Origin of the sequence: Novosphingobium pentaromativorans US6-1 (assembly GCF_000767465.1) — a bacterium.
Taxonomy (GTDB): Bacteria; Pseudomonadota; Alphaproteobacteria; order Sphingomonadales; family Sphingomonadaceae; genus Novosphingobium; species Novosphingobium pentaromativorans.
Genome location: NZ_CP009291.1, coordinates 1,220,337 through 1,241,871, shown reverse-complemented (window position 1 = coordinate 1,241,871; position 21,535 = coordinate 1,220,337). Strand labels below are relative to the sequence as shown.

At 62.5% G+C, this 21,535-nt stretch carries 18 protein-coding genes; 10 read left to right on the top strand and 8 right to left on the bottom strand.

Annotation, left to right across the window (positions count from 1 at the left end; genetic code table 11):
* Nucleotides 1–79: 79 nt before the first annotated feature.
* Nucleotides 80–2,038, top strand: a complete 1,959-nt coding sequence (locus tag JI59_RS05770; RefSeq protein ID WP_238532562.1) for a TonB-dependent receptor — start codon at nt 80–82, stop codon at nt 2,036–2,038.
* Between the two features lie 281 nt (nt 2,039–2,319).
* On the opposite strand, the gene JI59_RS05765 is transcribed toward JI59_RS05770, so the two are convergent.
* Nucleotides 2,320–3,690 carry an IS1380 family transposase gene (locus JI59_RS05765; RefSeq protein WP_007015846.1) on the bottom strand — a complete coding sequence of 457 codons (1,371 nt, stop codon included), beginning with the start codon at nt 3,688–3,690 and terminating at the stop codon, nt 2,320–2,322.
* Nucleotides 3,691–3,827: 137 nt separating this feature from the next.
* On the opposite strand from JI59_RS05765, the gene JI59_RS05760 reads away from it, so the two are divergent.
* The 3 genes from JI59_RS05760 to JI59_RS05750 all read left to right on the top strand — a co-directional run bounded on the left by JI59_RS05760 (nt 3,828) and on the right by JI59_RS05750 (nt 8,680).
* A complete protein-coding gene (locus JI59_RS05760) occupies nt 3,828–5,192 on the top strand; it encodes a nucleobase:cation symporter-2 family protein (protein ID WP_007013733.1) in 1,365 nt (454 codons plus the stop codon).
* Between the two features lie 264 nt (nt 5,193–5,456).
* On the top strand, nt 5,457–6,116 hold the full coding sequence (locus JI59_RS05755) for a hypothetical protein (protein WP_007013734.1): 660 nt from the start codon (nt 5,457–5,459) through the stop codon (nt 6,114–6,116).
* Between the two features lie 257 nt (nt 6,117–6,373).
* Nucleotides 6,374–8,680, top strand: a complete 2,307-nt coding sequence (locus JI59_RS05750; protein ID WP_007013735.1) for a TonB-dependent receptor — start codon at nt 6,374–6,376, stop codon at nt 8,678–8,680.
* 579 nt (nt 8,681–9,259) lie between these two features.
* On the opposite strand, the gene JI59_RS05745 is transcribed toward JI59_RS05750, so the two are convergent.
* From JI59_RS05745 to JI59_RS05735, 3 genes are all read right to left on the bottom strand, one after another.
* Nucleotides 9,260–10,612: an allantoate amidohydrolase gene (locus tag JI59_RS05745; RefSeq protein ID WP_007013736.1), complete on the bottom strand. Its 1,353-nt coding sequence runs from the start codon at nt 10,610–10,612 to the stop codon at nt 9,260–9,262.
* Between the two features lie 28 nt (nt 10,613–10,640).
* A complete protein-coding gene (locus JI59_RS05740; protein WP_038575615.1) occupies nt 10,641–10,997 on the bottom strand; it encodes a DUF6152 family protein in 357 nt (118 codons plus the stop codon).
* 113 nt (nt 10,998–11,110) lie between these two features.
* Nucleotides 11,111–11,905 (bottom strand): hypothetical protein, encoded by a 795-nt coding sequence (locus JI59_RS05735; RefSeq protein WP_238532563.1) that lies wholly within the window; start codon nt 11,903–11,905, stop codon nt 11,111–11,113.
* A gap of 203 nt (nt 11,906–12,108) precedes the next feature.
* On the opposite strand from JI59_RS05735, the gene JI59_RS05730 reads away from it, so the two are divergent.
* The 4 genes from JI59_RS05730 (at nt 12,109) to JI59_RS05715 (ending at nt 14,959) form a co-directional block, all read left to right on the top strand.
* On the top strand, nt 12,109–12,570 hold the full coding sequence (locus JI59_RS05730) for a DUF6644 family protein (RefSeq protein WP_007013739.1): 462 nt from the start codon (nt 12,109–12,111) through the stop codon (nt 12,568–12,570).
* 38 nt (nt 12,571–12,608) lie between these two features.
* Nucleotides 12,609–13,103: a DUF6644 family protein gene (locus JI59_RS05725; RefSeq protein ID WP_007013740.1), complete on the top strand. Its 495-nt coding sequence runs from the start codon at nt 12,609–12,611 to the stop codon at nt 13,101–13,103.
* Between the two features lie 89 nt (nt 13,104–13,192).
* On the top strand, nt 13,193–13,636 hold the full coding sequence (locus tag JI59_RS05720; protein WP_038575614.1) for a DUF6152 family protein: 444 nt from the start codon (nt 13,193–13,195) through the stop codon (nt 13,634–13,636).
* Between the two features lie 120 nt (nt 13,637–13,756).
* Nucleotides 13,757–14,959: an amidase gene (locus tag JI59_RS05715; protein ID WP_007013742.1), complete on the top strand. Its 1,203-nt coding sequence runs from the start codon at nt 13,757–13,759 to the stop codon at nt 14,957–14,959.
* Between the two features lie 79 nt (nt 14,960–15,038).
* Here the strand turns inward: JI59_RS05715 and JI59_RS05710 are convergent, their stop codons facing one another.
* From JI59_RS05710 to JI59_RS05695, 4 genes are all read right to left on the bottom strand, one after another.
* The gene (locus tag JI59_RS05710; RefSeq protein WP_007013743.1) at nt 15,039–16,019 is read right to left on the bottom strand and encodes a bile acid:sodium symporter family protein; all 981 of its coding nucleotides are present in this window, start codon (nt 16,017–16,019) and stop codon (nt 15,039–15,041) included.
* A gap of 111 nt (nt 16,020–16,130) precedes the next feature.
* Nucleotides 16,131–16,508: an AtzH-like domain-containing protein gene (locus tag JI59_RS05705; RefSeq protein ID WP_007013744.1), complete on the bottom strand. Its 378-nt coding sequence runs from the start codon at nt 16,506–16,508 to the stop codon at nt 16,131–16,133.
* The gene (locus tag JI59_RS05700; protein ID WP_007013745.1) at nt 16,505–17,230 is read right to left on the bottom strand and encodes a GntR family transcriptional regulator; all 726 of its coding nucleotides are present in this window, start codon (nt 17,228–17,230) and stop codon (nt 16,505–16,507) included. Before JI59_RS05700 ends, JI59_RS05705 begins: the two co-directional genes overlap by 4 nt.
* A complete protein-coding gene (locus tag JI59_RS05695; protein WP_238532564.1) occupies nt 17,230–18,561 on the bottom strand; it encodes an amidohydrolase family protein in 1,332 nt (443 codons plus the stop codon). The genes JI59_RS05700 and JI59_RS05695 overlap by 1 nt, the downstream gene beginning before the upstream one ends.
* Before the next feature lie 139 nt (nt 18,562–18,700).
* Between JI59_RS05695 and JI59_RS05690 the strand changes: the two genes are divergently transcribed.
* A complete protein-coding gene (locus tag JI59_RS05690) occupies nt 18,701–19,897 on the top strand; it encodes an amidohydrolase family protein (RefSeq protein ID WP_007013747.1) in 1,197 nt (398 codons plus the stop codon).
* Nucleotides 19,887–21,458: a gamma-glutamyltransferase family protein gene (locus tag JI59_RS05685; RefSeq protein WP_038575612.1), complete on the top strand. Its 1,572-nt coding sequence runs from the start codon at nt 19,887–19,889 to the stop codon at nt 21,456–21,458. Before JI59_RS05690 ends, JI59_RS05685 begins: the two co-directional genes overlap by 11 nt.
* The last annotated feature ends 77 nt before the right edge of the window (nt 21,459–21,535 follow it).

Below are 21,535 nucleotides of genomic sequence, written 5' to 3'. Positions count from 1 at the left end.
TGTCGCTTTAGGAGGAGCAGCGCTTGTCACCTCCTCGGCCTTTGCCGCAGAGGCAGGCGGTGCTGATGCAGCCCCGGTGATGCAGTCGGCAGGGGCTGTAGCGGTTCCCGGCAAGGGCAATGAAATCGTCGTGTTCGGTCGTGGTGAAGCCAAGATCGGTGTTGCGCATGCGGCGAGCGAAGGCAGTGTCGCCGGTTCCGACCTGCTGGTGCGCCCGTTGCTGCGCGTTGCCGAGCTGCTCGAGGCCGTACCCGGAATGGTCGCTGCGCAGCATTCGGGCAGCGGCAAGGCCAACCAGTATTTCCTGCGTGGTTTCAACCTCGATCACGGGTCGGACTTCACCACATACGTCGATGGCGTGCAGATGAACCTGCGGACACACGGTCACGGGCAGGGCTACCTGGATCTCAATGGGCTGATACCCGAGATTGTCGCGCGCGAGGATTTCCGTAAGGGGCCCTATCGCGCGGATGGAGGCGATTTCGCGTTGGCGGGCGCGGCCTACATGACCACGATCGATGGGTATGATCGGCCATGGATTGCGCTCGAGGGAGGTTCGTTCGGTTCCCGGCGGTTGGCCGCGGGCGGAACGCTCCGGGACCTGGGGCCGGGCGATCTCACGCTGGTCGCGCAGGCCAAGCGCTATGACGGACCCTGGCAGGTACCCGAACGCCTGCGGCATTATTCGGGCTTTGCGAAATACCTCATGCCTGCAGGCGAAGGCGACGTGGCGGCTTCGCTCCATGGCTATAGCGGGACATGGCGTCCTACCGAGCAGATCCCCGAGCGGATCGTCGGATCGGCAGTCTGTCCCGACGTCTTCTGCTCGCCTGATCCCAGTGCTCGCGGGCGCACGCTGCGCGTCGTCGGCAACATCGCGGTGACGCAGCCGGACTGGAGCGCGAACCTTCACGCGCAGTATTACGACTGGTCGATGTTCTCCAACCCGACTTATGCAGAACCTGACGGGACCAGCGCCCAGATCCGGCAGTTCGACCGGCGCTGGATCGTCGGCCTGTCGGCGCGCAGGCAATGGGACCTCGGCACGGCCCTGAGCCTCACGGCGGGTACCGAGAACCGTTATGACAACATGGGCAAGGTCGGTGTCGATCGCACTGAGGAGCGCGTGTTGTTGCAATCGCTCGGGCGATATCATGTCGAGGAACTCTCCGGCGCGCTTTACGCTGAGGCCACGTGGCGACCTCTTGATGGCTTGCGTCTTACGGCGGGTCTGCGCGGCGACTATTATCGCTACGACGTGCGCGCCCACGATCCGCAAGCCGAAGCGCTGGGCACGGGGCAAGGCCACGATTCGATAGTTTCGCCCAAGTTCTCTGCCGCGTATCGAGTCATGCCGCAGTTCGAAGTCTATGCGAACTGGGGGCAGGGTTTTCATTCGAATGACGTTCGCGGCGCGGTGAACCTGGAGCTGCCTGTCCCGGTTCTCGTGCGGGGCACCGGCAAGGAATTGGGAGGCCGTCTGCAGCTTTCCGGTTTCTCGCTGACCGCCACGTACTGGTGGCTCGATGTCGGCAGCGAATTGCGCTTCGTTGGCGATTCAAATGCCGTTGAACCCAGCGGGGCGAGCAACCGGCATGGCTATGAGATCGTCGCGTTCTGGCGGCCGCTGTCCTGGCTCGCGCTCGACGGTAACTACACTGCCAGCCATTCGCGTTTCGACAATGGAGAGCGTATTCCCAATGCCTTCGAGAATGCGGCGTCCGGCGGTGTGGCGCTTGTTCTCGATCCCTGGGAGGCGAGTCTGCGCTTGCGCCATCTTGGCCCCTATCCGTTGATCGAGGACAACAGCGTGCGCAACCAGGGAAGCACGGTCGTCAACGGGCGCGCGGCCTGGAAGGGCAAGCATTGGGAGATCTACGGAGAAGTGCTCAATATCCTCGATAGCCGGGACAAGGACATTGCCTACTTCTACGAGTCCTACATCCCCGCCTACGATGCAGGCGGGCCCATCGAAGGTGTCCTCAGCCGGGTAGTCGAACCGCGCACGGTCAAGGTCGGGGCAAAATTCACATTCTGATCGCAGTGCTTGCCCCGAAGTGGCCGTTAGGCGCGCGATTGACCGCGCATCGTGAAAATTTCGTTGAAATTGATCCATGTCCGAATAGCAGGCCAAATCCGGACGAGCGCTCTAGCCCGTCCTATTCACCGGATCTCTATTTCCGTGAGCGCTGGTGCTGAGTTTGGGCTTGCAGAGTGAAGGGGGCGAGCCGGTTCGCTGCGTCTTTTTCACCGCGGGTGTTCGATAGGTTTGCGGGGTTGAAGGGCAGGATCGGCATCTCGGCGGCGCGGCCGCGTTGGCTATGTCGGTGCGAGCCTGACCCCGGCGGCGACGGCGCGGAACGTGCTGGCGTCAGGGCATGCTGAGGCGAAGGCGACGCGTATGCGCGTGGCGGTTTCGATGACGCGGGCGGCGACCTTTATGAGCCGCAGGCGCAAGGTCGCGAACTCTGCAGTGGCCAGCGACGCGGCTTTCGGGATGGTTTGTCGGATGCGCCACATCAGCCAGTAGGCGGCGGTGTGGAGGATGAGGCGCATCTGGTTGGCATTGGCCGAGCGGCACGAGGTGCGGTCGCTGGCAAGCTGGGTCTTGTGCATCTTGATGAGGTTCTCGGCCTGGCCGCGAGCACAGTAGAGCGTGTCGTAGATGTGCTCGGCGGAGCCGCCTGCCAGGGAGGTGACGACATACCGGATGTCCATGCCGAGCATGCTCGCCTCGATCCGGGCGGCGACGCGGCGCTGGCACTTCCAGCTTTTCGCGCCATAGTGGGTCTCTGCATAGTGGCGCAGGATTACCCGGCCTTCTTCGGCGCGCTTGACCGCACAGGCATCGGCGGCCGCGACGATTACCGGATCGGCGCGCAACGCAGCGTTGGTCGGCAGACCAAACACATAGTCGACGCCGGCCGCCTCGCAGAAGGCCATGACCTCGGGGCGGCCATAGTGCCCATCGCCGCGGATGGTGATGTGCGTTTCCGGCCAGTGTCGACGGATATGCCGGACGAGGCGGCGAATATGCCCTGCGGCCTCCGCGCCCGAAGGTGTCTTGCCGGTGCGCAGCAGCATCGCGACCGGCCGGCCGGTCGCAGTGTCGTAGACATGGATCGGCAGGAAGCAGCGCTCGCCGTGATGACCATTCCAGAACGACAGCTGCTGGTAGCCATGAACGACATCGCAGGTGTCATCAACATCCAACGTCACCGCCTTGGGCGGCTTGGGATAGCTGGCGCAGTAGATGCCAATCATGACCTGCATCATGTGCGCCAGTTCGCGCGTGGACGGCGCGTTTTCCCAGCGGCTCATGGTCGGTTGGCTGGCAAGGCCCGCGCCCGCCCCCGGCAGCTTGCCCAGCGCCAGGCGGAAGCCGGGATCATCGCGCAGAGCATCAAGGTCGTCGGCATCTTCGTAGCCGCAGCAGATCGCCAGGACCCGTGCCCGCAGGATGTCGTCCAGTGCATGGATCACCCGAGAGGGGGCGCGCGGATCGGCAATGCAGCCGGCGAGCTGTGCGCAAATCCGCATCTCGCGCTCCGCCTGCGCCAGTAGCAGAACTCCGCCGTCCGAGGTCAATCGGCCTCCGTCGAACGCCGCGCTCACTTTCTTGCGCCCGATGGCTGGAAACGAAAATCGGCGCGCGCTAACCTCGCTGCTGGCGGGTGTGGCTTGTGGCATTTTCTGTCCTGATTAGGAATGGTGTCGACAACCAATTTCCTACTTCAGAACAGTGCTTTACGCCACTTCCGCCAACCTCATATCGCGCTCCGGTGAATAACAACGGCTAGGCTTGGCGCAAAGGAGGCCCAGGTCTGATGCTCATGGAATCCGATATGCCCGTACAGCCGCTAGCTGACGCGGTTGAGCCCGATCCGGGCGCGGTGGACGAAGTTCCCGCATTTTCGAAGTTGGCCGTTCTGGGGCTGCAGCACGTCATGGTGATGTACGCAGGCGCCGTTGCGGTACCCCTCGTGCTCGGTCATGCGCTGGGCCTCACGGCGTCGCAGATCGGGCTTCTGGTTAGTGCCGACCTGTTCGGGTGCGGCCTCGTCACACTGCTCCAGACCATTGGAATCAAGGGCGTTGGTCTGCGCATGCCGATCATGATGGGCGTTACCTTCGCCTCGATCGGTCCGATGCTGGCGATCGCCAACAGCAATATCGCCGCAGGCCATGGGCCGGAACACAGCCTTCAGGTCATCTGCGGCGCGGTTCTCGTCGCAGGCGTCTTCGGACTGTTGATCGCACCTGTGCTCGGCAAGATTGCAAGATTCTTCCCACCCGTGGTGACCGGTACCGTCATACTTGTGATCGGCGTATCCCTAATCGGCATCGGCGTGGGTTGGATCGTCGGTCAGGGGAGAAGCGGTGAAGTCGATGCCTCTCACGCCGCGATGTCGTTCTTCGTCCTGGCCCTCATCCTCGCGGTATTGCGCTTCGGAAGGGGAATGGTGCGCAATGCCGCGATCCTGATCGGCGTCGCCGTGGGGACCGGAGTTGCCTCCGCTATGGGGATGACGGACTTCTCGGCGGTCGGTGAATCGGCGATAGTGGGTTTCACGCCGCCGCTTGTTTTCGGCATGCCTCGCTTCGAACTGGGGGCGGCAGTCAGCATGATGTTCGTGATGATCATCGTCATGGTCGAATCCGTGGGCATGTTCTTCGCCGTTTCGGAGATCGTCGGAAAGCCGATGGACAGTGCGCTGATGACGCGAGGCCTGCGCGCGGATGGTCTGGGCACGATCATCGGCGGTCTGTTCAATGCCTTTCCCTATACTTCGTTCTCGCAGAACATCGGACTGATAGCGATCACCGGCGTGCGCTCGCGTTTCGTGTGCGCCACGGGGGCCGTGATCATGCTCGGCCTTGCTCTCAGTCCCAAACTTGCCGTTGCCATCGCATCGATCCCCTCGTTCGTGCTGGGCGGGGCGGGGCTGGTCATGTTCGGCATGATCGCCGCAACCGGGGTGCGTATTCTCGGCAAGGTCGATCTTTCGGGAAATCCGCACAACCAGACGATCCTTGCCGTCTCGCTGAGCATGGGCATGGTGCCGCTCGTCTCGGAAGGCATCTTCGCCTCTCTCCCGCAGCCGCTGCAGCCTTTCGTCCATTCGGGCATTGTGCTTGCCACGATTTCGGCGGTGGCGCTCAACTGGCTGCTCAACAAGGATCGCAACTGAAGGCCGGGTATCGCTCCCGTCCCGCCGAAATACCTTCAAAAGCTATCTGAAAAACGCACGGGATCAGCGATGCTACGTTTCCGCAAGCGGGGCGTATGTCCACCGAAGGCCGGGAAGGGCGAACATCCCGGTGCTTTCCGTCATGGCATAGGCAGTGCGGCGCCCGATCGCCGGTCGACCACAAAAGGAACTACGATGAAGTTACATTGCAACAAGCGGGGTAGTCTGGCGCTGCAGGGAATCCTCGCCCTAGGTTTGACAGGCATGTCGATCGCGACTGCGCAGGCCCAGCCTGCGGGCAAGCCCACTACCATCACCGGCCTCACGGGCATGTGGTTCATGGAGCAGAACGATTTCGAGGGCCAGGTGGAGCCGCCTTACAAGCCCGAGACCAGGGCGATGGTCGAGAAGCGCGAGGCCGAAGAGAATGCCGGCAAGGTCATCGACGATGAAACGCAAGTATGCGAGCCTGTGGGTGTGCCCGGGATGATGCTTTCCGAATTTCCGCTCGAAATTCTCGAGACTCCGGGCCGCATAACGATCATTTCCGAAATGAGTCCGCTGGCCCGCACCATCTACCTCAACCGTACGAAGGCAACGGAAGGCCTGCCTCCGATGTACAACGGCTACTCGATAGGTCATTGGGAAGGTGAGACGCTGGTGGTTGAAACGGAAAACTTCAACGACACCGGCTTTCCGTTCCGTTTCGGCAACGCTGTGCATTCGGCCACGACCCGGCTGACCGAGCGCATCAGCCTGAGCGAAGACGGCAAGGTCCTTGTCGATGAAATGACGCTGCATGATCCGCGGTACCTGACAGACTCCTACAAGATCGTGCGCCATTACAATCGCCTGCCGGAAGATTCCGAACTTTGGGAAAGTCCGTGCATGGTCGGTTGGAAAGACGATCCTACAGCCAAGTAAAAGCCGGGTGGCCCGGCTACCCGATCGATTGACCCCAAGCGCCCACTGGCAGGATCCCGTCTCCCGCCAGTGGGTGCACTTGTGCTTTGAAGTATCTGGAAAACCGCCGTTTCTGCCGCTTTGAGCCGAAATACTTTCAAAGCAAATGAGCGAGAAGTTTGACGTCAGTTGGAAGATGCTGCGGCGCAGCGGGCATTCGCTCGCATCCCACGTCAAGCCGTATGGCGTGGTAGGCAAGCAGCGGGGAAATTTGAATCATGACAGGAAGAAAAGCAGTTGCTTTGGCTCTCTCGACGAGCCTGGCTGGATTGGCGCAGCCGGTATTCGCCGCAGAGGAAGCGCCGAAGGCAGACACGGCCCAATCGCTCGACATCGTTGTTACGGCAACGCGCCGTGAACAGAAGCTTCAGGATGTGCCGATCGCGGTGACGGCAATCAGCGCTGAACAATTCGTCAAATCGAGCTACCGGGATCCGTCCGACCTTCAATACCTTTCGCCCAGCGTTCAGGTGAGCGCCAGCGGCGGTTCGGGTTTCAATGTGCGCGGCGTCGGGACTGCCAGCTTCGACGCAGCCACCGAGCAGACGGTCGGGCTTGTCGTGGACGGCATTGTCTATGGCTTCGTAAACGATCTTGGCGGTGACCTGAGCGACGTATCGCGCGTTGAAGTCCTGCGTGGGCCCCAGGGCACGCAATTTGGCAAGAATGCTTCTGCGGGCGTCATCAACATTACTACCGAACGCCCTTCGACGGACCGGACCTACAGCGTGGTTCACGCAGCCTACGGTTCCTACGACGACACCAACGCAAGCTATCGCGTCAATGTGCCGGTGACCGACACCCTGGCGGTCATGGGCGTCGCTTCCTATCAGAACCGCGATGGCTGGGCATGGAACCCGGTGCGCCAGGAAAAGGCGGGCAGCTCCGATCAGGTGGGCGTCAAGGGCAAGCTCATGTGGGCCCCGAGCGCGGACTTCGACCTGTTCGCCAGCGTCGATTACCGCCGGTTCTACAGGACGCCGTCGTTTCTTACCAGCTACCGCGCATTGGGCGTGGGCAGCGGAGCCATTCCGCCCGGCTTCGGCATTCTCGATTACGGTATCGAACCCGGACCCAACAACACGCAAACCGGCCTTGCAAGCGAAAGCTTCCACGAGAATCGCGTCGGTGGCGGTTCGGTCGAGCTGAACTATCACTTCGGTGATTACACGCTGACATCGCTGACCGGCTATCGCATGCTGGCCCGCAATGCCTTCGCGACTTTCGCGAATACGCCGATCTCCGCCGCAGAGGGTCCCGTGCGTGTGCGCAGCGACCAGTTCTCTCAGGAATTGCGTCTCAGTTCGGCTGGGGGACAGTTCATCGACTTCGTGTCCGGCCTTTACTATTATCACCGCAGTACGAAGGAAGTCACCATGTTCGGCGGCAGCTTCGGCGGTCTGGCCGAGATGCTTTACGGCCCGGATGCGAAGCTTTCCTTTAGCGGCGGGCGCGATCATCTCAGATATTCGGTCGACAGCATTGCCGGCTTCCTGGACGGTACTGTCAATCTGACGGACGACTTCAAGGCGATCCTGGGTGCACGCCTCACGCGTGACAAGGCATCGTCCAGCCTCTACACGGAAGAAGTTGAAAACATTTATCCGCTTACCGGCACCATGTCCGCGCCCGGTAGCGCCAAGACTTCGAATACCGACTTCTCGTGGCGGGCTGGCCTGCAATACAACTTTACCCCTGATGTGATGGCCTATTTCACGGCTGCGCGCGGTTACAAGGGGCCGTTGGCGATTGCGGTTGCCGGCTCATCGGCGCGGATCGTTGATCCGGAGACCGTCCGGTCGTACGAGGCCGGCATCAAGACGACCTGGCTGAACGGCAACCTGCTGTTCAACCTGACGGCATTCCATGAGAAGTTCCGCAACTTCCAGACGAACGTGCCCGATCTTACGCTTCTTCCGCCGGGTTTCGTTACCGGCAATGCGGGCGGGATGAAGACCCAGGGTATCGAGGCGGAATTCTCGGTCATGCCGCTGCAGGGCCTGACGCTTACGGCCAACGGTACCTATCAGGATGCCAAGTACACTGACTTCCTTTCGGCCTGCTACTCCGAATATGAAGCCATTCCGCTTCCGACTACAGACGATCCGAACGTAGCCGGGGCCTGCTATACCGTTCCCGGAACCGACCTGAGTTATATTCAGGCCAAGGGTTCGCCAGCACCTAATGCCAGCAAGTGGAACTTCACGCTTGCCGCCAGCATCGAGAAGCCGATAGGCGCGGGCCTGGCTGTCGATGCCGCGGCGAACTACCTCTATCGCAGCGACTTCTACACCAATGGTGTCGATCCCAACACCCGCGTGGACGGCTACGGTATCGTCAACGTCAATCTGGGGATCGGTGCCGAGGACAGCAGCTGGCGCGTCGGCCTCTTCGCCAGAAACCTCTTCGACAAGTACTACATTTCGGCAATCGAACTGGGTGGTTTCGATGTTGGAAGTCTCGTGAACGTGCTCAATCCGGAGGCGCAGCGCACCCTGGGCGTCGTCCTGGACGCGCGGTTCTGATGATCTAGGCACAATCGCTTCCGGTTCGCCGGAGCGAGACATGCGAAATATTCCCTCTTCCACGCCATCGGGTTCACCCGGTGGCGTGGTTTTTTGTGCCTGCCCGGTTCCCTCGAACCCATGGGCTGTTTTTGACGGAGACGGAGACGGAGACGGTGGCGTTGGCGGTTGCCGCGGCGGTAGCGGTGGTTTGGCGCAAGTCCGCCCGGCATGGCGGGAACGGTACCTCTCGGGCTTTGCACGGGCGCAGTCAGCTTGCCTCGCCTTGCGTCGAATTCGAGTGGGGCTCTGGTGCCTGGAGCACATCGTGGCCGTGAGGGATGGGGGAGTAAGACGGCCAGAGGTCATGCCGTGGCGAATGCTCTCTTGCTCTCAGCGAGCGGCCCCGGGACGAAGCCGATCCAGCGCGGACCGGGAATGAAATGGACGCCTTGCCGCGGAGCAATGGCGGCGGAGAACTTCGGGTGCCGACCGGGCCGGGCTTGCGCACATGGACCAGTTGCCTCAAAAAAAGAACGGCGCCCCTTTCGGGACGCCGTTCCACTCAGGATGATGCTTGGAAATCCTGAGACAGTGTATTCAGCCCGGCGCCTGCTCCGGATCGTAAGGGAAGTAACGGATGAAGTGCTCCAGGGCATCGAGCGCCTGGTCGACGTCTTCGACTGTGACGCTTTCCGCTGGATTGTGGCTGATGCCATTGAGACACCGGATGAAAAGCAGGATCGAAGGTATGAACTTGCTCATCACCATCGTGTCATGTCCTGCCCCGGAAACCATCTTTCGACCGGAACTTCCGGTCTTGCGCACCGCTTCGACCATCAACTCGATAAGTTCGGGATCGCAGGGGGAGGGGGGCAGGTCCTGGACCAGATCGTGGTCGACGGCAATGCCACGGCGCTCTGCAATGGCACCGAGGCCTTCGAGGATCCGGGCGGCCGCGATCTTGCGCAGCCCGTCGTCGCCGGAGCGAATATCCAAGGTGAAGGCGACCTGGCCCGGGATCACGTTGACGGCACCCGGCCGCGCATCGACTTGACCCACCGTGGCCACCAAGTCTTCACCGAAGCTGGTTGCGACATTCTCGATCAGCTGTATGGCTTCGGCCGAAGCGGCAAGCGCGTCCTTGCGCAGGAGCATCGAAGTCGTACCGGCATGGCCGGCCTGCCCGCAAAAGGTCACCTGGTAACGCTGCTGGCCGGCTATGCTGGTGGCGACGCCGATGGCTTCGTCGATCGCCTCGAGCAGGGGGCCCTGTTCGATATGAGCTTCGACGAAGCAGACAAGTTCGTCGATGCTGCGACGGGACTGGTCGAGCCTGTGGTCCGTCAGCTCCTGACCGGCGATCCGGGGAAACGTCTCGAGCGCCTGGCCGACGCTGATCCCCTCAGAGTCGAGAATATCGAGCGCTTCCGCGTCAAGCGCGCCCGTCACGGCCCGGGAACACATCATCGAGGAAGGAAAGCGGGATCCTTCCTCGTCGCCGAATGCAATGACTTCCAGCGCAAAGGGAAAGCGTTCGCCTTTGCTGTGGAACCGCGCAACCAGATCTATCCCGAGAAGGACGCCCAGCGGCCCGTCGTACGCGCCGGCGTTCCTCACGCTGTCGATATGCGATCCTATGAGGATTGCGGGGGCGCCGGGCGCGGTTGCTTCGTAGCGGGCAACGACATTGCCGATACCGTCGAGACGTGTTGTCATCCCGGCCTGGACCGCCCAATTCATTACCTGCAGGATGGTCGCGTGATGCGCCTCGCCAAGGAAGGGTCTGAACAGTTGATCGCTGGAATCGCTGAAGGGTGCGTGCTTGAGCATGTCGCAGCGAGCGACAACGCGGGCGGCGCCCGCCGGGCCGCTTGCCGCAGATCCAGAGGCGGTAGATAGGTCCGTCGCTTCGATTGCAGTCGAGCCTTGGCCTGAATTGGGGGTCGGCATGGGAGTTCCGCTAGTGTGGCAGCCGTGATCAGGGCTTGTCGGTAATGATCGTGCCGTTCGGCAGCCTTGCCGAGACGGCGAGGCCGTAGTCGGATCCGTCCTTGCGCGGATGGATTCGGAAACGGATCTTGTCACCCGCCTTCATCACTGTCGGGCTCCAGCCCTTGCGGCCGATGATGTTCGGCGTGGAGCATTCGACCGTCCAGACCTTGTTACCTGCCTGAACCGTGATCATCACGTGCGGATTGCGCCAGGTGAAGGTTTTGACCACGCCGTCAAATTCGACGTACTTGCTCGAATCGAACATGTTGAAGGAATGGTGCGCATATGCGGCCGGCGACGAAAGGGCCAGGCCGATGGCAACCAGGCTGCTGATCTTCTTCATGGATTTCCTCATCAACGATAGGGGCTGCAGCCCAGTGAGTTGCGGTTCGACAGCCGTTTTCCCGACAGGACTTTTACTGCGGGGAAAGGCCGGATGGAGGCGCACGCAGGTGTCTACTTGGAGCTGTCGATAGGGTTGTACTGGATGTTCGGATCGAGCATCCGCTCGGCCTCGACATCGATGTCCTTGATCGCCTCGAGGTCCACTTTCGCAAGGGCGTCGAAATCGACTTCGCATACAGCCTCGTAGCGCGGGCTGTCATTGGGCATGCGGTCGTAATGCACGGTCACCGAATACGGCTTTGCATAGTAGACCGGATCCTCGACCGTCATTGTCATGGTCAGGACCTGGCCATCGGGTTCGACGTGGAAGCGCTCGACAATATGCGCCTGGTCACTGGTGCCGGGCAGGTCGCGCCCCACCTGCCAGATCCCGTGATGCTTGCCGCGGCCGTTGAGACCGACCGTGTCGACGATCAGGTCGCCGCTCTCCCAGTGGCCGACGGAATTGCCGTACCATGACGGATCCAACACATCCGGGTGCGGGATGTCCAAGTACACCGTTCGCGGCTCGATGGCGGATTCGGCAGTGATCGCAACCCGCCCGGCTCCTGCGAGAATCTGTATCGGCGTGCGAAAGAACATGACGCCGGGAAAACCGATAGGAAGGCAGATCATGCTCGCAACACTTCGCGTGTACCCGGAGCGCTCCGCAGCCTTCTTCCTTGCGAGGAGATCCTTGGCTTCCTGAGTCAATTCGGGCTGGGGCACCGAAGCGCCGTCTGTCCATTCCGATACACGGTAGTTCCACATGCCTTCGATGGGAAGGTCCTGGGCCTGCGCCGACGGCGCGAGGACGAGCGCCAGCCCCACGGCAAGGGGGGGCGCCTTTGAAATGACGGAAGGCATGGATTGTGCTCCGATGCGTGACTTGCGTTGACTTGCGGGTGCTAGCGGGAAGGTCGGGGCCTCCTGCTGCTGCTCCATCTTTTGCACAAGCGCAGGCGATCTGCATCGCGAACGATTCGTGAAGACCTTCAAACCCTATCTGAAAGCGGATCGCGCTCTCCTCGACTAGGGTGTGTTGCACAGTTTAGGACGAGGTTTCCCGGATGTTCGAGCAAGCCAGCCAGCAAATAGCGCAGACTTCGGCGAGCGCATTCATTGCCAATCATCTATGGGTCACGCCACTTGTCCAGAGCGTCCATATTCTCGCCATCGCGGCGCTCTCGGGCGCCTTGCTGATGATCAACCTGCGCCTGCTCGGCCTGGCCCCGGCAGACGACCGGTCGCCGTCGGTCATGCGCCGATCCGGCCTCGTCGGCCTTTATGCAGGGTTGGTGCTGCTTCTCACCGGCATCGTTCTCGTCATCGGAGAGCCCGCTCGCGAGCTGACCAATGCGCTGTTCCAGGTGAAGATGGTTCTGGTCGCAGCGATCATGGCCGCAGTCGTCCTGGTCGTGCGCCGGGGCGATGATCTTCGGCGCGAAGCCGGCGGCAAGGCGCTGGCTGCGGTGACCATCGTTCTTTGGGCTTCCATCATCTTTGCCGGGCGCTGGATCGCTTATGTCTGAACCGGTGCCTTCTGGCGGCCAAATGCAGGAGTTGCCTTATGGGAAGCGTTGATTTGTCTTTCCTTTCCGACCTGGAGTCGCTTGGCGTGGCGCAATTCGTCCGTGAATCGAGCTGGGCCTATCCCACCCTTGAAACGCTGCACGTCATAGCCATCGCGCTGGTTGTCGGCAGTATCTGGATCGTCGACCTGCGGATCCTCGGGCTCGTGTTCCAGCGCCGCGCCGTGCAGTCGGTCATGGATGAAGTTCTGCCGCTCACCTGGTGTGTATTTGCACTCGCTTTGATTACCGGGGTACTCATGTTCATCTCGTCCGCGATGATGTTCGCGGAGAACCCCGCCTTTCGCATCAAGTTGGTCGTATTGGTTTGTGCTGCGCTCAATGTCCTGTTCTTCCACAGCCACGCCATGAAGCGGTGGCAGTTGGCGGGCGGAGATGCCCTGGCCAGCCCGGCAATGAAGATTTCGGGTGGTGCGTCGATCGTGTTCTGGATCAGTGCGATCCTTGCCGGCCGCTGGATCGGCTTTCTCTGACGGCGTCCCTCTTCGCGCTTTCGGGGCGCGGGCCGTATCTTGCCCGTCGCCTGCGGACCGCGCGGCAGCAATTCGTGGAGCAAAAAAACATGTCTGAATCTGTCCCGCACCCCGTGGTACGGCGCGCAATGAAGCGCGTGGGCCCGACTTCGGTTCTAACCGCCCTGGCCGCGCTCGGCCTCAGCCTTGCCCCGACGACGGCTGGCGCCCATCACAGCTTCGCCATGTTCGACAACGCAAAGACGATAACCGTCGTCGGCACGGTCGAGCAGTTCCGCTGGCAGATGCCGCATGTGTGGATCCACATGGAACTGCGCCAGCCGGACGGCGAAGTCGTCAAGTGGGCGGGCGAATGCCATGCCCCCAACATCATCGCGCGCAAGGGCTGGAACCGCGAGACACTGAAGGCCGGAGATCGCATCAGCGTGACGATGCACCCAATGCGCAACGGTTCGTCGATGGGCAGCGTGATCTCCATCAAGCTCGCGAACGGCAAGGTCCTGTGGAATGCTGAATCCAAGGACTCTTTCTGACGATACACGTCATTGCCTTCAACTTGTGCAACCGCATAAAAATACGTCATAAAATGATCTTGTAGATCGTCGGTGTCGATTCTTCGCCCGGTCGGCCTTCGCTCAATATCGGGGAATAACATGATCAACGAACTGGAACTGGCGCAGGACCATTGCCGCGCCTTGCGGATGGGCCCGGCGCACCTGGCGCGTGGCAGCGGTTCAGGGGCGCTGGCCGGTTCCCAAACGGTAATCAAGGATCTGTTCGCGGTGGCGGGATACGGCATCGGCGCCGGCAATCCGACTTGGCTGGAACAGGCGCCGGTAGAAACCGCCAACGCCTGGGCCGTTCAGCAGTGGCTGGACGCGGGCGCCGATGTCATCGGTATCGCCCATACCGACGAACTCGCCTTGAGCCTGTCGGGTACGAATGTCCATTACGGCACCCCGCTCAATACAAGGGCGCCCGGCCGTATTCCCGGTGGGTCATCCAGCGGATCTGCCGCGGCGGTCGCCGCAGGGCTGGTTCCTTATGCCATGGCAACCGATACCGGTGGATCGACCCGCGTGCCGGCCTCCTATTGCGGTATATTCGGCATCAGGACGACGCATGGCCGGGTTCCGGTCGACGGTCTCGTGCCGCTGGCACCGCGCTTCGACGCGGTAGGCGTGCTGGCATCGAGCGGAGCATGGCTTGCCAGGGCGACCGGCCCGCTCCTGCCGGACTTTGCCGAAAAGCCGGCCGCGCGCTGTCTGGTGGTTGCCACGGACGTACTCGCGCTTGCCGATCGCAACGCGGCCGATGCCGTTGACGATGCGGTCAAGGCAGTCGCGAAGCATCTCGACATCGAGACCGTTCGCACTTCCTTTGCGGACGGGCGTCTCCAGGAATGGAAAGACGCGTTCCTGGCCCGCCAGCCGGTCGAGGTCTGGAAAACCCACGGTGAGTGGATCGAGGGTAACAAGCCGAAGTTCGGCCCGGGCATTGGCCTGCGCTTCGAGATGGCATCGAAGGCCGATCCCGCTCGTGCAAATCTGGCGGACATGGCGGCCGAACAGATTCTCGCTGCCTTCGAGAAGCATGTCCCCCCCGGCGGCGTTCTCGCTTTCGCGACGGCATCGGGGGCTGCGCCGCAGCTCGAATTGCCGGCGCCGGAAAAGCAGAGCCTGCGAGACAGGACGATCGCGATGACGTGCATCGCCGGACTGGCCGGGTTGCCCGCCGTGTCCTTGCCCGTGGCAAGTGTCGAGGGCTTGCCGCTGGGGCTATGCCTGCTCGCTCGTCGGGGCGAAGACGAGACGCTTCTGGCCACTGCAGCCGCGTTGGAAGGCCTGCTCGGTTGATTGCCTCGTTCGCGGCCTGCCCTTCAGGGGAGGAGGGCAGGCTCGCGGCGCCTGCGGCGGCGCTCGGTCCGCTTGCCTGTTACTGATCCGCCGCCCGGGAAGCGAAGCGTGAGGCGATGATGCTGGTGATGACCAACTGGCAGAAATGGTAGAGGATGATGGGGGCGATGAGGATGCCGAAGGCCGATTGGCCTGCAAACATGATCGCACCCATGGGCGCGCCGGTGGCGAGCGACTTCTTCGACGCGCAGAAAGTACAGGCGATCCTGTCTTCCAGGGAAAAGCCCAGGGCGTTGCAGATCGCGTTCGTGAGCGCATAGACGATCGCGAAGAGAATGATGACACCGATGACGATCTTCACCACCAGGTCGGCATTGTGGGCGCTCCACACGCCCTTCGCGATGGAATCGCAGAAGCTGTTGTAGACGATGGCGGTTATCACGCCGCGATCGGCAAGCTGGATGACCTTCCGGTTGCGCATGGCCCATCCCGCCAGCCAGCGCTGGGCGATGGAGCCGAAAAGAATGGGCATTACGACAAGCCCCACGACCTTGATCAGAACATTCCCAAGGTTCAGCGGCATGCTCGACTGGGACAGGTACCAGGCCATCAGGGCGGGCGTGACCAACACGCCGATCAGGCTGGACAGGGTGGCGTTGAAGATCGCGGCAGGGACATTGCCCCGGGCCAGCGAAACCATCGCGACCGAGGACGATACCGTGCTGGGCAGGGCTGCCACGAAGAAGAATCCGGTCCACGCCTCTTGCGTCAACGCTGGCCCGGCCAGAGCATGCAAGGCCAGGACGATCAGCGGAAAGAGGATGAAGGTCGTCGTCTGGACGATGAGGTGCAGGCGATAGTGGCCCAGTCCCGCCCGCATTCGCGCTGGGTCGAGCGTGAGGCCGTAGAGGAAGAAGACAAGTCCCACGCCGTACTTCGAGATGAGATCGACATGCAGCGGCCCGCCTGACATGCCCAGCGAGGGCAGGGCTATGGCGGCGATGATCGCTACGAGCAGCGCGCCGAGGAAACGGTCGAAGGTGATGCCGAACAGGGTCATGTCTTATCCTTTGGCGCGCGGGCAAGCTGCTCCTCGCGATCCCGGGGCGGGGCCTGCCTGTCGTCGGGAGGACTGGTCGGAAAGTGGGCGGGGCCGCTGCGGCCCCTTCACTCAGGCGGGCAGCAGCGAGATGTGCGCGCCGATCACGCGCCAGGCGCCGTCGAGGCGGACCCACATCTGGGTCTGACGCCCAAGTGCACCGTTGCCCCGATAGCGGAATTCGATGGCGCAATGGCCATGATCGGGGCCGAACACGGTAATGGTGCGGCGAAGATTGTCGCGGGCGGGCGCTCCACCCGGACGCTGAATGCGAAACTCGCGGATTTCCGCGATGCCATGCAGGTTTTCGCGCACGCCGAAGCGGGTCGTGCGAAAATCGTCCCAGAACAGCTGGTCCATCTTATCGAGGTCGTTGTCCTGCAGGGCGGCCTCATAGGCATCGCTCGCCTCGGTCAGGGATGCGAGTGCTTCGGGTTCATCGATATTCATTTCTTCGATCCTTGTGCCAGAACCCGCTCGGCGTAGGGGCCAAGGATCTGGTCGAGATCCTGCCCCTCCAAAGGCGGTCGTCCTTCCAGGGCCCGGTTCAGGACCCCGCCAAGATGCGCGTCCGACAGGTGGATCGCGCGCTCGGCATCGCCCTGTTCCAGTGCGTCGATGATGGCGCCGTGTTCACTGACCGCGCAGTCTGCCGAATGGGTCGGGTCATGATGGGCGAGGAGTAGCCCGCAGCGGCACGCGAGTTGCGCGATATAGCCGGACAGCAGGGGACTTCGCGCCAGATCGGCCAGAAGAATGTGAAACTCCGTTGCGAGACGGATGGACTTCCTGCGGTCGTCGAGCGCCGCTGCCGCTGCTTCTTCCTCGATGTGACAGCGCAGTTGCCTGATCGCATCCATGTCGGCGCTGCGGGCAATTCGTTCGATTGCGATGCGCTCAAGGGCCGTGCGTACTTCGAACAGCTCTGCCGCTTCGTCCCATTCGGGCAGCGCCACGTAAGCGCCGCGATTGGGCTCGAGAGTGACGAGGCCTTCATTGGCGAGCCGGCCTAGGGCGAGACGTACAAGCGTTCGGCTGGCGCCGAATTGCTGGCCGATGCGATCTTCGGACAACTTGGTCCTGGGTTCCAGCGCCTGTTCGATGATCGCCTCGCGCAGGGCGCGATAAATGGCTTCCGATCGATCGGTCTTGTTCGGTTGGTCCTTTTCCATCAGCAGTACTCGGCTTCAGACAAACACAGTTCGCGATCATGCCCATGTTCCCGGTGTTCCCGGTGTTCCCGGTGTTCGCGATGCCGGCGATGTTCGGGATGATGAAGCTCCACTTGCGCTCGGGTGAAGCTGCGACGGCCGTTGCGATAGCCGAGCAGCGCAGGCGCGATTTCCCGTATGGCCTGTTCGGGCGAAGCCGCATCCAGTGCCACGAAAGTCGCAGCCCGGCCCACGCCGATGCCGTAGTCGGCATTGATGCACCGTGCGGCCATGGTGGAGATCATGTCAAAGCTCCTGTCCATGGCCGCCTTGCTGTCGAGCTGGGCCACGTTGGCGTGAAAATTTGCAAGCCGCAGCAGCGAGGAATCGCCGAAGGGTGTGAAGGGGTTGAGGACATTGTTGGTCGAGATCGCGCATGAGATGCCGGCATCGACCATTGCATGTACCGGTGCAAGAGCGCGGGGAGCATGCACGCCCAGCTCCTTGCCGAGCAGGTAGATGTCGGTCGCCGGCAAAGTGCTGACCGCGATTCCGGCGTCCGCCAGGCGTTGCAGGTACGGGATGCGATTGAGTGGCGAGACCATTGCCAGCTTCGTGAGATGGCCTATCGCCACCCGGCCGCCGCGCTTGTGCTGGGCGGTCAGGCGACACAGGTCGCCGATCTGGGATCCTTCTGGATCGAGGTCGAAATCGAGATGCAGGTCGAGATCGACATCGTATGCACTGGCCAAAGTGAAAAGGCGTTGCAGCTGTTCGCGAGGGGCCGCGTCCATGTATGGGGCGCCGCCCAGCAGATCCGCGCCGTTTTCGAGCGCCTCCAAAAGGAGTGCTTCGCAGCCGGGATCGTTGGTCAGCCCTTCTTGCGGGAAGGCGCAGATCTGGAGTTCGATAGCCCAGGCATAGTCGCGGCGCAGGGCGATCATCGCTTCAAGCCCTCGCAGGCCCACCCGCGGATCGACTTCGACGTGGGTTCGAATATGCGTGGTGCCATGGCCGATGCACGCTTCGAGCGTTGCCGCGGCACGGCGATAGATGTCTTCCACCGTGAAGTTCCGCTTGGCTTCGGCCACGGCTTTCACTGCATGGGCCAGGCTGGGATGGCCGCAGCCGCAGCGGTCGATCAGGCGGGACTTGTCGAGATGGAGGTGTGTTTCGACAAGGCCACCGCATACGAGGCGCCCGCCCAGGTCGATCTCGCGTGGAGCGGGGGGCAGCGAAGGTGCGATAGCTGCAAAGCGCCCATCCTTGATGCCGAGTGCCATGCGGCTTCCGTCGGCAAGGATGGCACCGTGAACGACAAGATCGAATGGACCGGAAGAAGGATGCGTCATGGCGCGGCTTCTATGGCGCATTCAAAATGTCCGCAAGATTGCATGCAATTAAATTTGAGATTGCACGCAATTGTCTTGACCGTGACGTTTGGGGTAGGCACTTCGCGAAGAAATCGCAGCTCCGCCACGGGATCGGATCATGGACAACTGGTTAATCAACGGCCGCTTAGCGGACGGCTCACCCCTGGCGATCGGCATCGCCGATGGCCGCATAAAGCGTTTGTGCGCAGCTGCACCCAACTTCGTGGCAGGGGCGGTGCACGATCTGGCAGGGCGGCTGGTCGTGCCGCCTTTCATCGACGGGCACATTCACCTCGACAAGAGTTTCCTGCCCGGCGACTGGCAGCCGCATCGAGCCTGCACCGGCGCGTTCGACGTTCGTGAGCGGGTTGCCTTCGAGAAAGCGGCGCTTGCCAATGCCCGTCCGGTGCGGGAACGCGCCATGGCGCTGGCCGAACTGGCTCTGGGCAATGGCACGCTTCACCTGCGGACCCATGCCGACGTCGACATGAAGGCGGGGCTTTCCAATGTGGAGGCCTTGCTGGACCTGCGCGAGGCCATGGCCGATGCGATGACGGTCCAGATCGTGGCATTCCCGCAGAGCGGCATCCTGTCCGATCCCGGAACGGCGGATCTGCTGTCGGCCGCGGTCGATGCTGGTGCGGACCTCGTCGGCGGTATCGATCCGGTCGGCTTCGACGGTGCGCAGGACGATCATCTGGATATCGTCTTCGGGATTGCTGACCGCAAGGGCGTGCCGATCGACATCCACCTGCACGATTTCGGCATGGTCGGCATAGCGCAGATTGAAGATATTGCGCAGCGTACCCAGGCGCTGGGTATGGGCGGCCGCGTGACGGTCAGCCACGCATATGCACTGGGCGACGTGCCGCTCGATGTGGCCCGCCGGACCGGAGCGCTGCTGGCGCGCGCCGGGGTTGCGATAATGACGAACGGACCGGGCCCGCAGCCATGCCCGCCGGTTGCGGCGCTGGCGCAGGAAGGCGTCCTGCTGTTTTCGGGAAGCGATAACGTGCGCGACGCCTGGTGGCCTTACGGTGACGCCGACATGCTGGAGAGGGCGATGATGGTCGGCTATCGCGCCGGGCTCTACACCGACAAGGAGCTCGAGCTCGCCTTTGCCATGGTGACGGGCAATGCCGCCCGCGCGCTTGGCCTGCGCGACTATGGATTGGCCGAAGGAATGCCAGCCGATTTCGTCGTCCTGAATGCGCAGAGCGTTGCGGAAGCGGTGGTCGCTCGCCCCAGGCAAAGAGAAATCTGGCGAGGCGGTTGCCGCATCGCCAGCGAAGAAAGGAAGATCGATGCAGAATAGCGCCTGGAGCCGGCATGGCATGATGAGCGCACCGCATGGTGCGGCGGCGCAGGCCGGGCGCGATATCCTGCGTGCAGGGGGCAGTGCCATCGAGGCAATGGTGGCGGCTGCAGCGACGATCGCGGTTGTCTATCCCCACATGAATGCCCTTGGCGGGGATGGCTTCTGGCTCATTCATCGCCCCGGAGAAGCCCCCGTCGCCATCAGCGGGTGCGGCCGCTCGGCGATGCTCGCCACCGATTCATTCTACGAAGGCACCTCCATTCCCGCGCGCGGCGGACCGGCTGCACTGACAGTGGCAGGCACGATTTCCGGTTGGGCCGAAGCTCTTTCCCTCATGCCCAAGCCGGGCCTGCCGCTCCGCGACCTTCTCGCCGCGGCCATAGCCCATGCGCGCGAGGGGATCATCGTAACGCGCAGCCAACATGAACTGACCACGGCGAAGGTCGCTGAACTGCAACCCCAGCCCGGCTTTGCCAGGACATTCATGCCCGGCGGAAAGGCTCCGGGCCATGGTGAGGTGCTCAGGCAACCCGAACTGGCGGCAACGCTGGAACGGCTCGCGCAAGCGGGACTCGATGACTTCTACCGCGGGGACATCGCGCGCAGTCTGGCCAAGGGCCTCGAGGGCGCCGGGTCACCCTTGCGCCTTGCCGACCTGGAAAGCCAGCGAGCGCAGCGGGTCGCGCCCCTGTCGGTCCGCTGCGGCAAGGCGACCCTGTTTAATCATCCGCCGCCGACGCAAGGCGTTGCCTCGCTCATGATCCTCGCCCTGATGGACCGGCTTGCCCTGGGTGAGCGGGATAGCTTCGCCCATGTCCATGCCGCAGTCGAGGCGACCAAGCGTGCGTTTCTGTTGCGTGACGCCCACGTCGGCGATCCTGCCTTCATGGCGATCGATCCGCGCCAGTGGCTCGAGCCTGCCTTTCTCGCCCAGGAGGCGGGCCGGATCGACCCGGCGCGCGCCCTGCCTTGGCCGGTGGAGGCATCGACAGGCGATACCATCTGGATGGGGGCTGCGGACCGCGATGGAACGGTCGTCAGCTTTATTCAGAGCATATTCTGGGAATTCGGATCGGGGGTGGTCGTGGATGGCACCGGCGTGCTCTGGCAGAACCGGGGCAGCAGCTTCACCCTGACCGATGGGCCGAACCGCCTGTCTCCGGGACGCTTGCCATTTCACACGCTCAATCCCGCCCTCGCTCTGTTCGATGATGGCCGGGTGATGTCGTACGGAACGATGGGCGGGGACGGACAGCCCCAGACGCAGGCTGCCATCTTTTCCCGCTATGCCTTTTTCGGCCAGGGGCTTCAGGAGGCCATATCGGCGCCGCGCTGGCTTCTCGGCAAGACCTGGGGCGAGGAGTCGGCGACGCTCAAGCTGGAAAGCCGTTTTCCAGCGGCCCTGTTCGACAGCCTTGCCGGGGCAGGGCACCGTGTTGAGCGCTTGCCGGACTATTCGGACACAATGGGGCATGCAGGGGCGGTCGTCGCCCATGGCGACGGGCGGTTCGAGGGAGCGTCCGATCCGCGTGCAGATGGCTGCGCCGCACCCGCCTGAAGCGATCTGAAGCTCTTGTTGACATGAATGGCAAGAAAACGCGGCGCCTGGGCAATCCCGGGCGCCGCTTGCGTTTG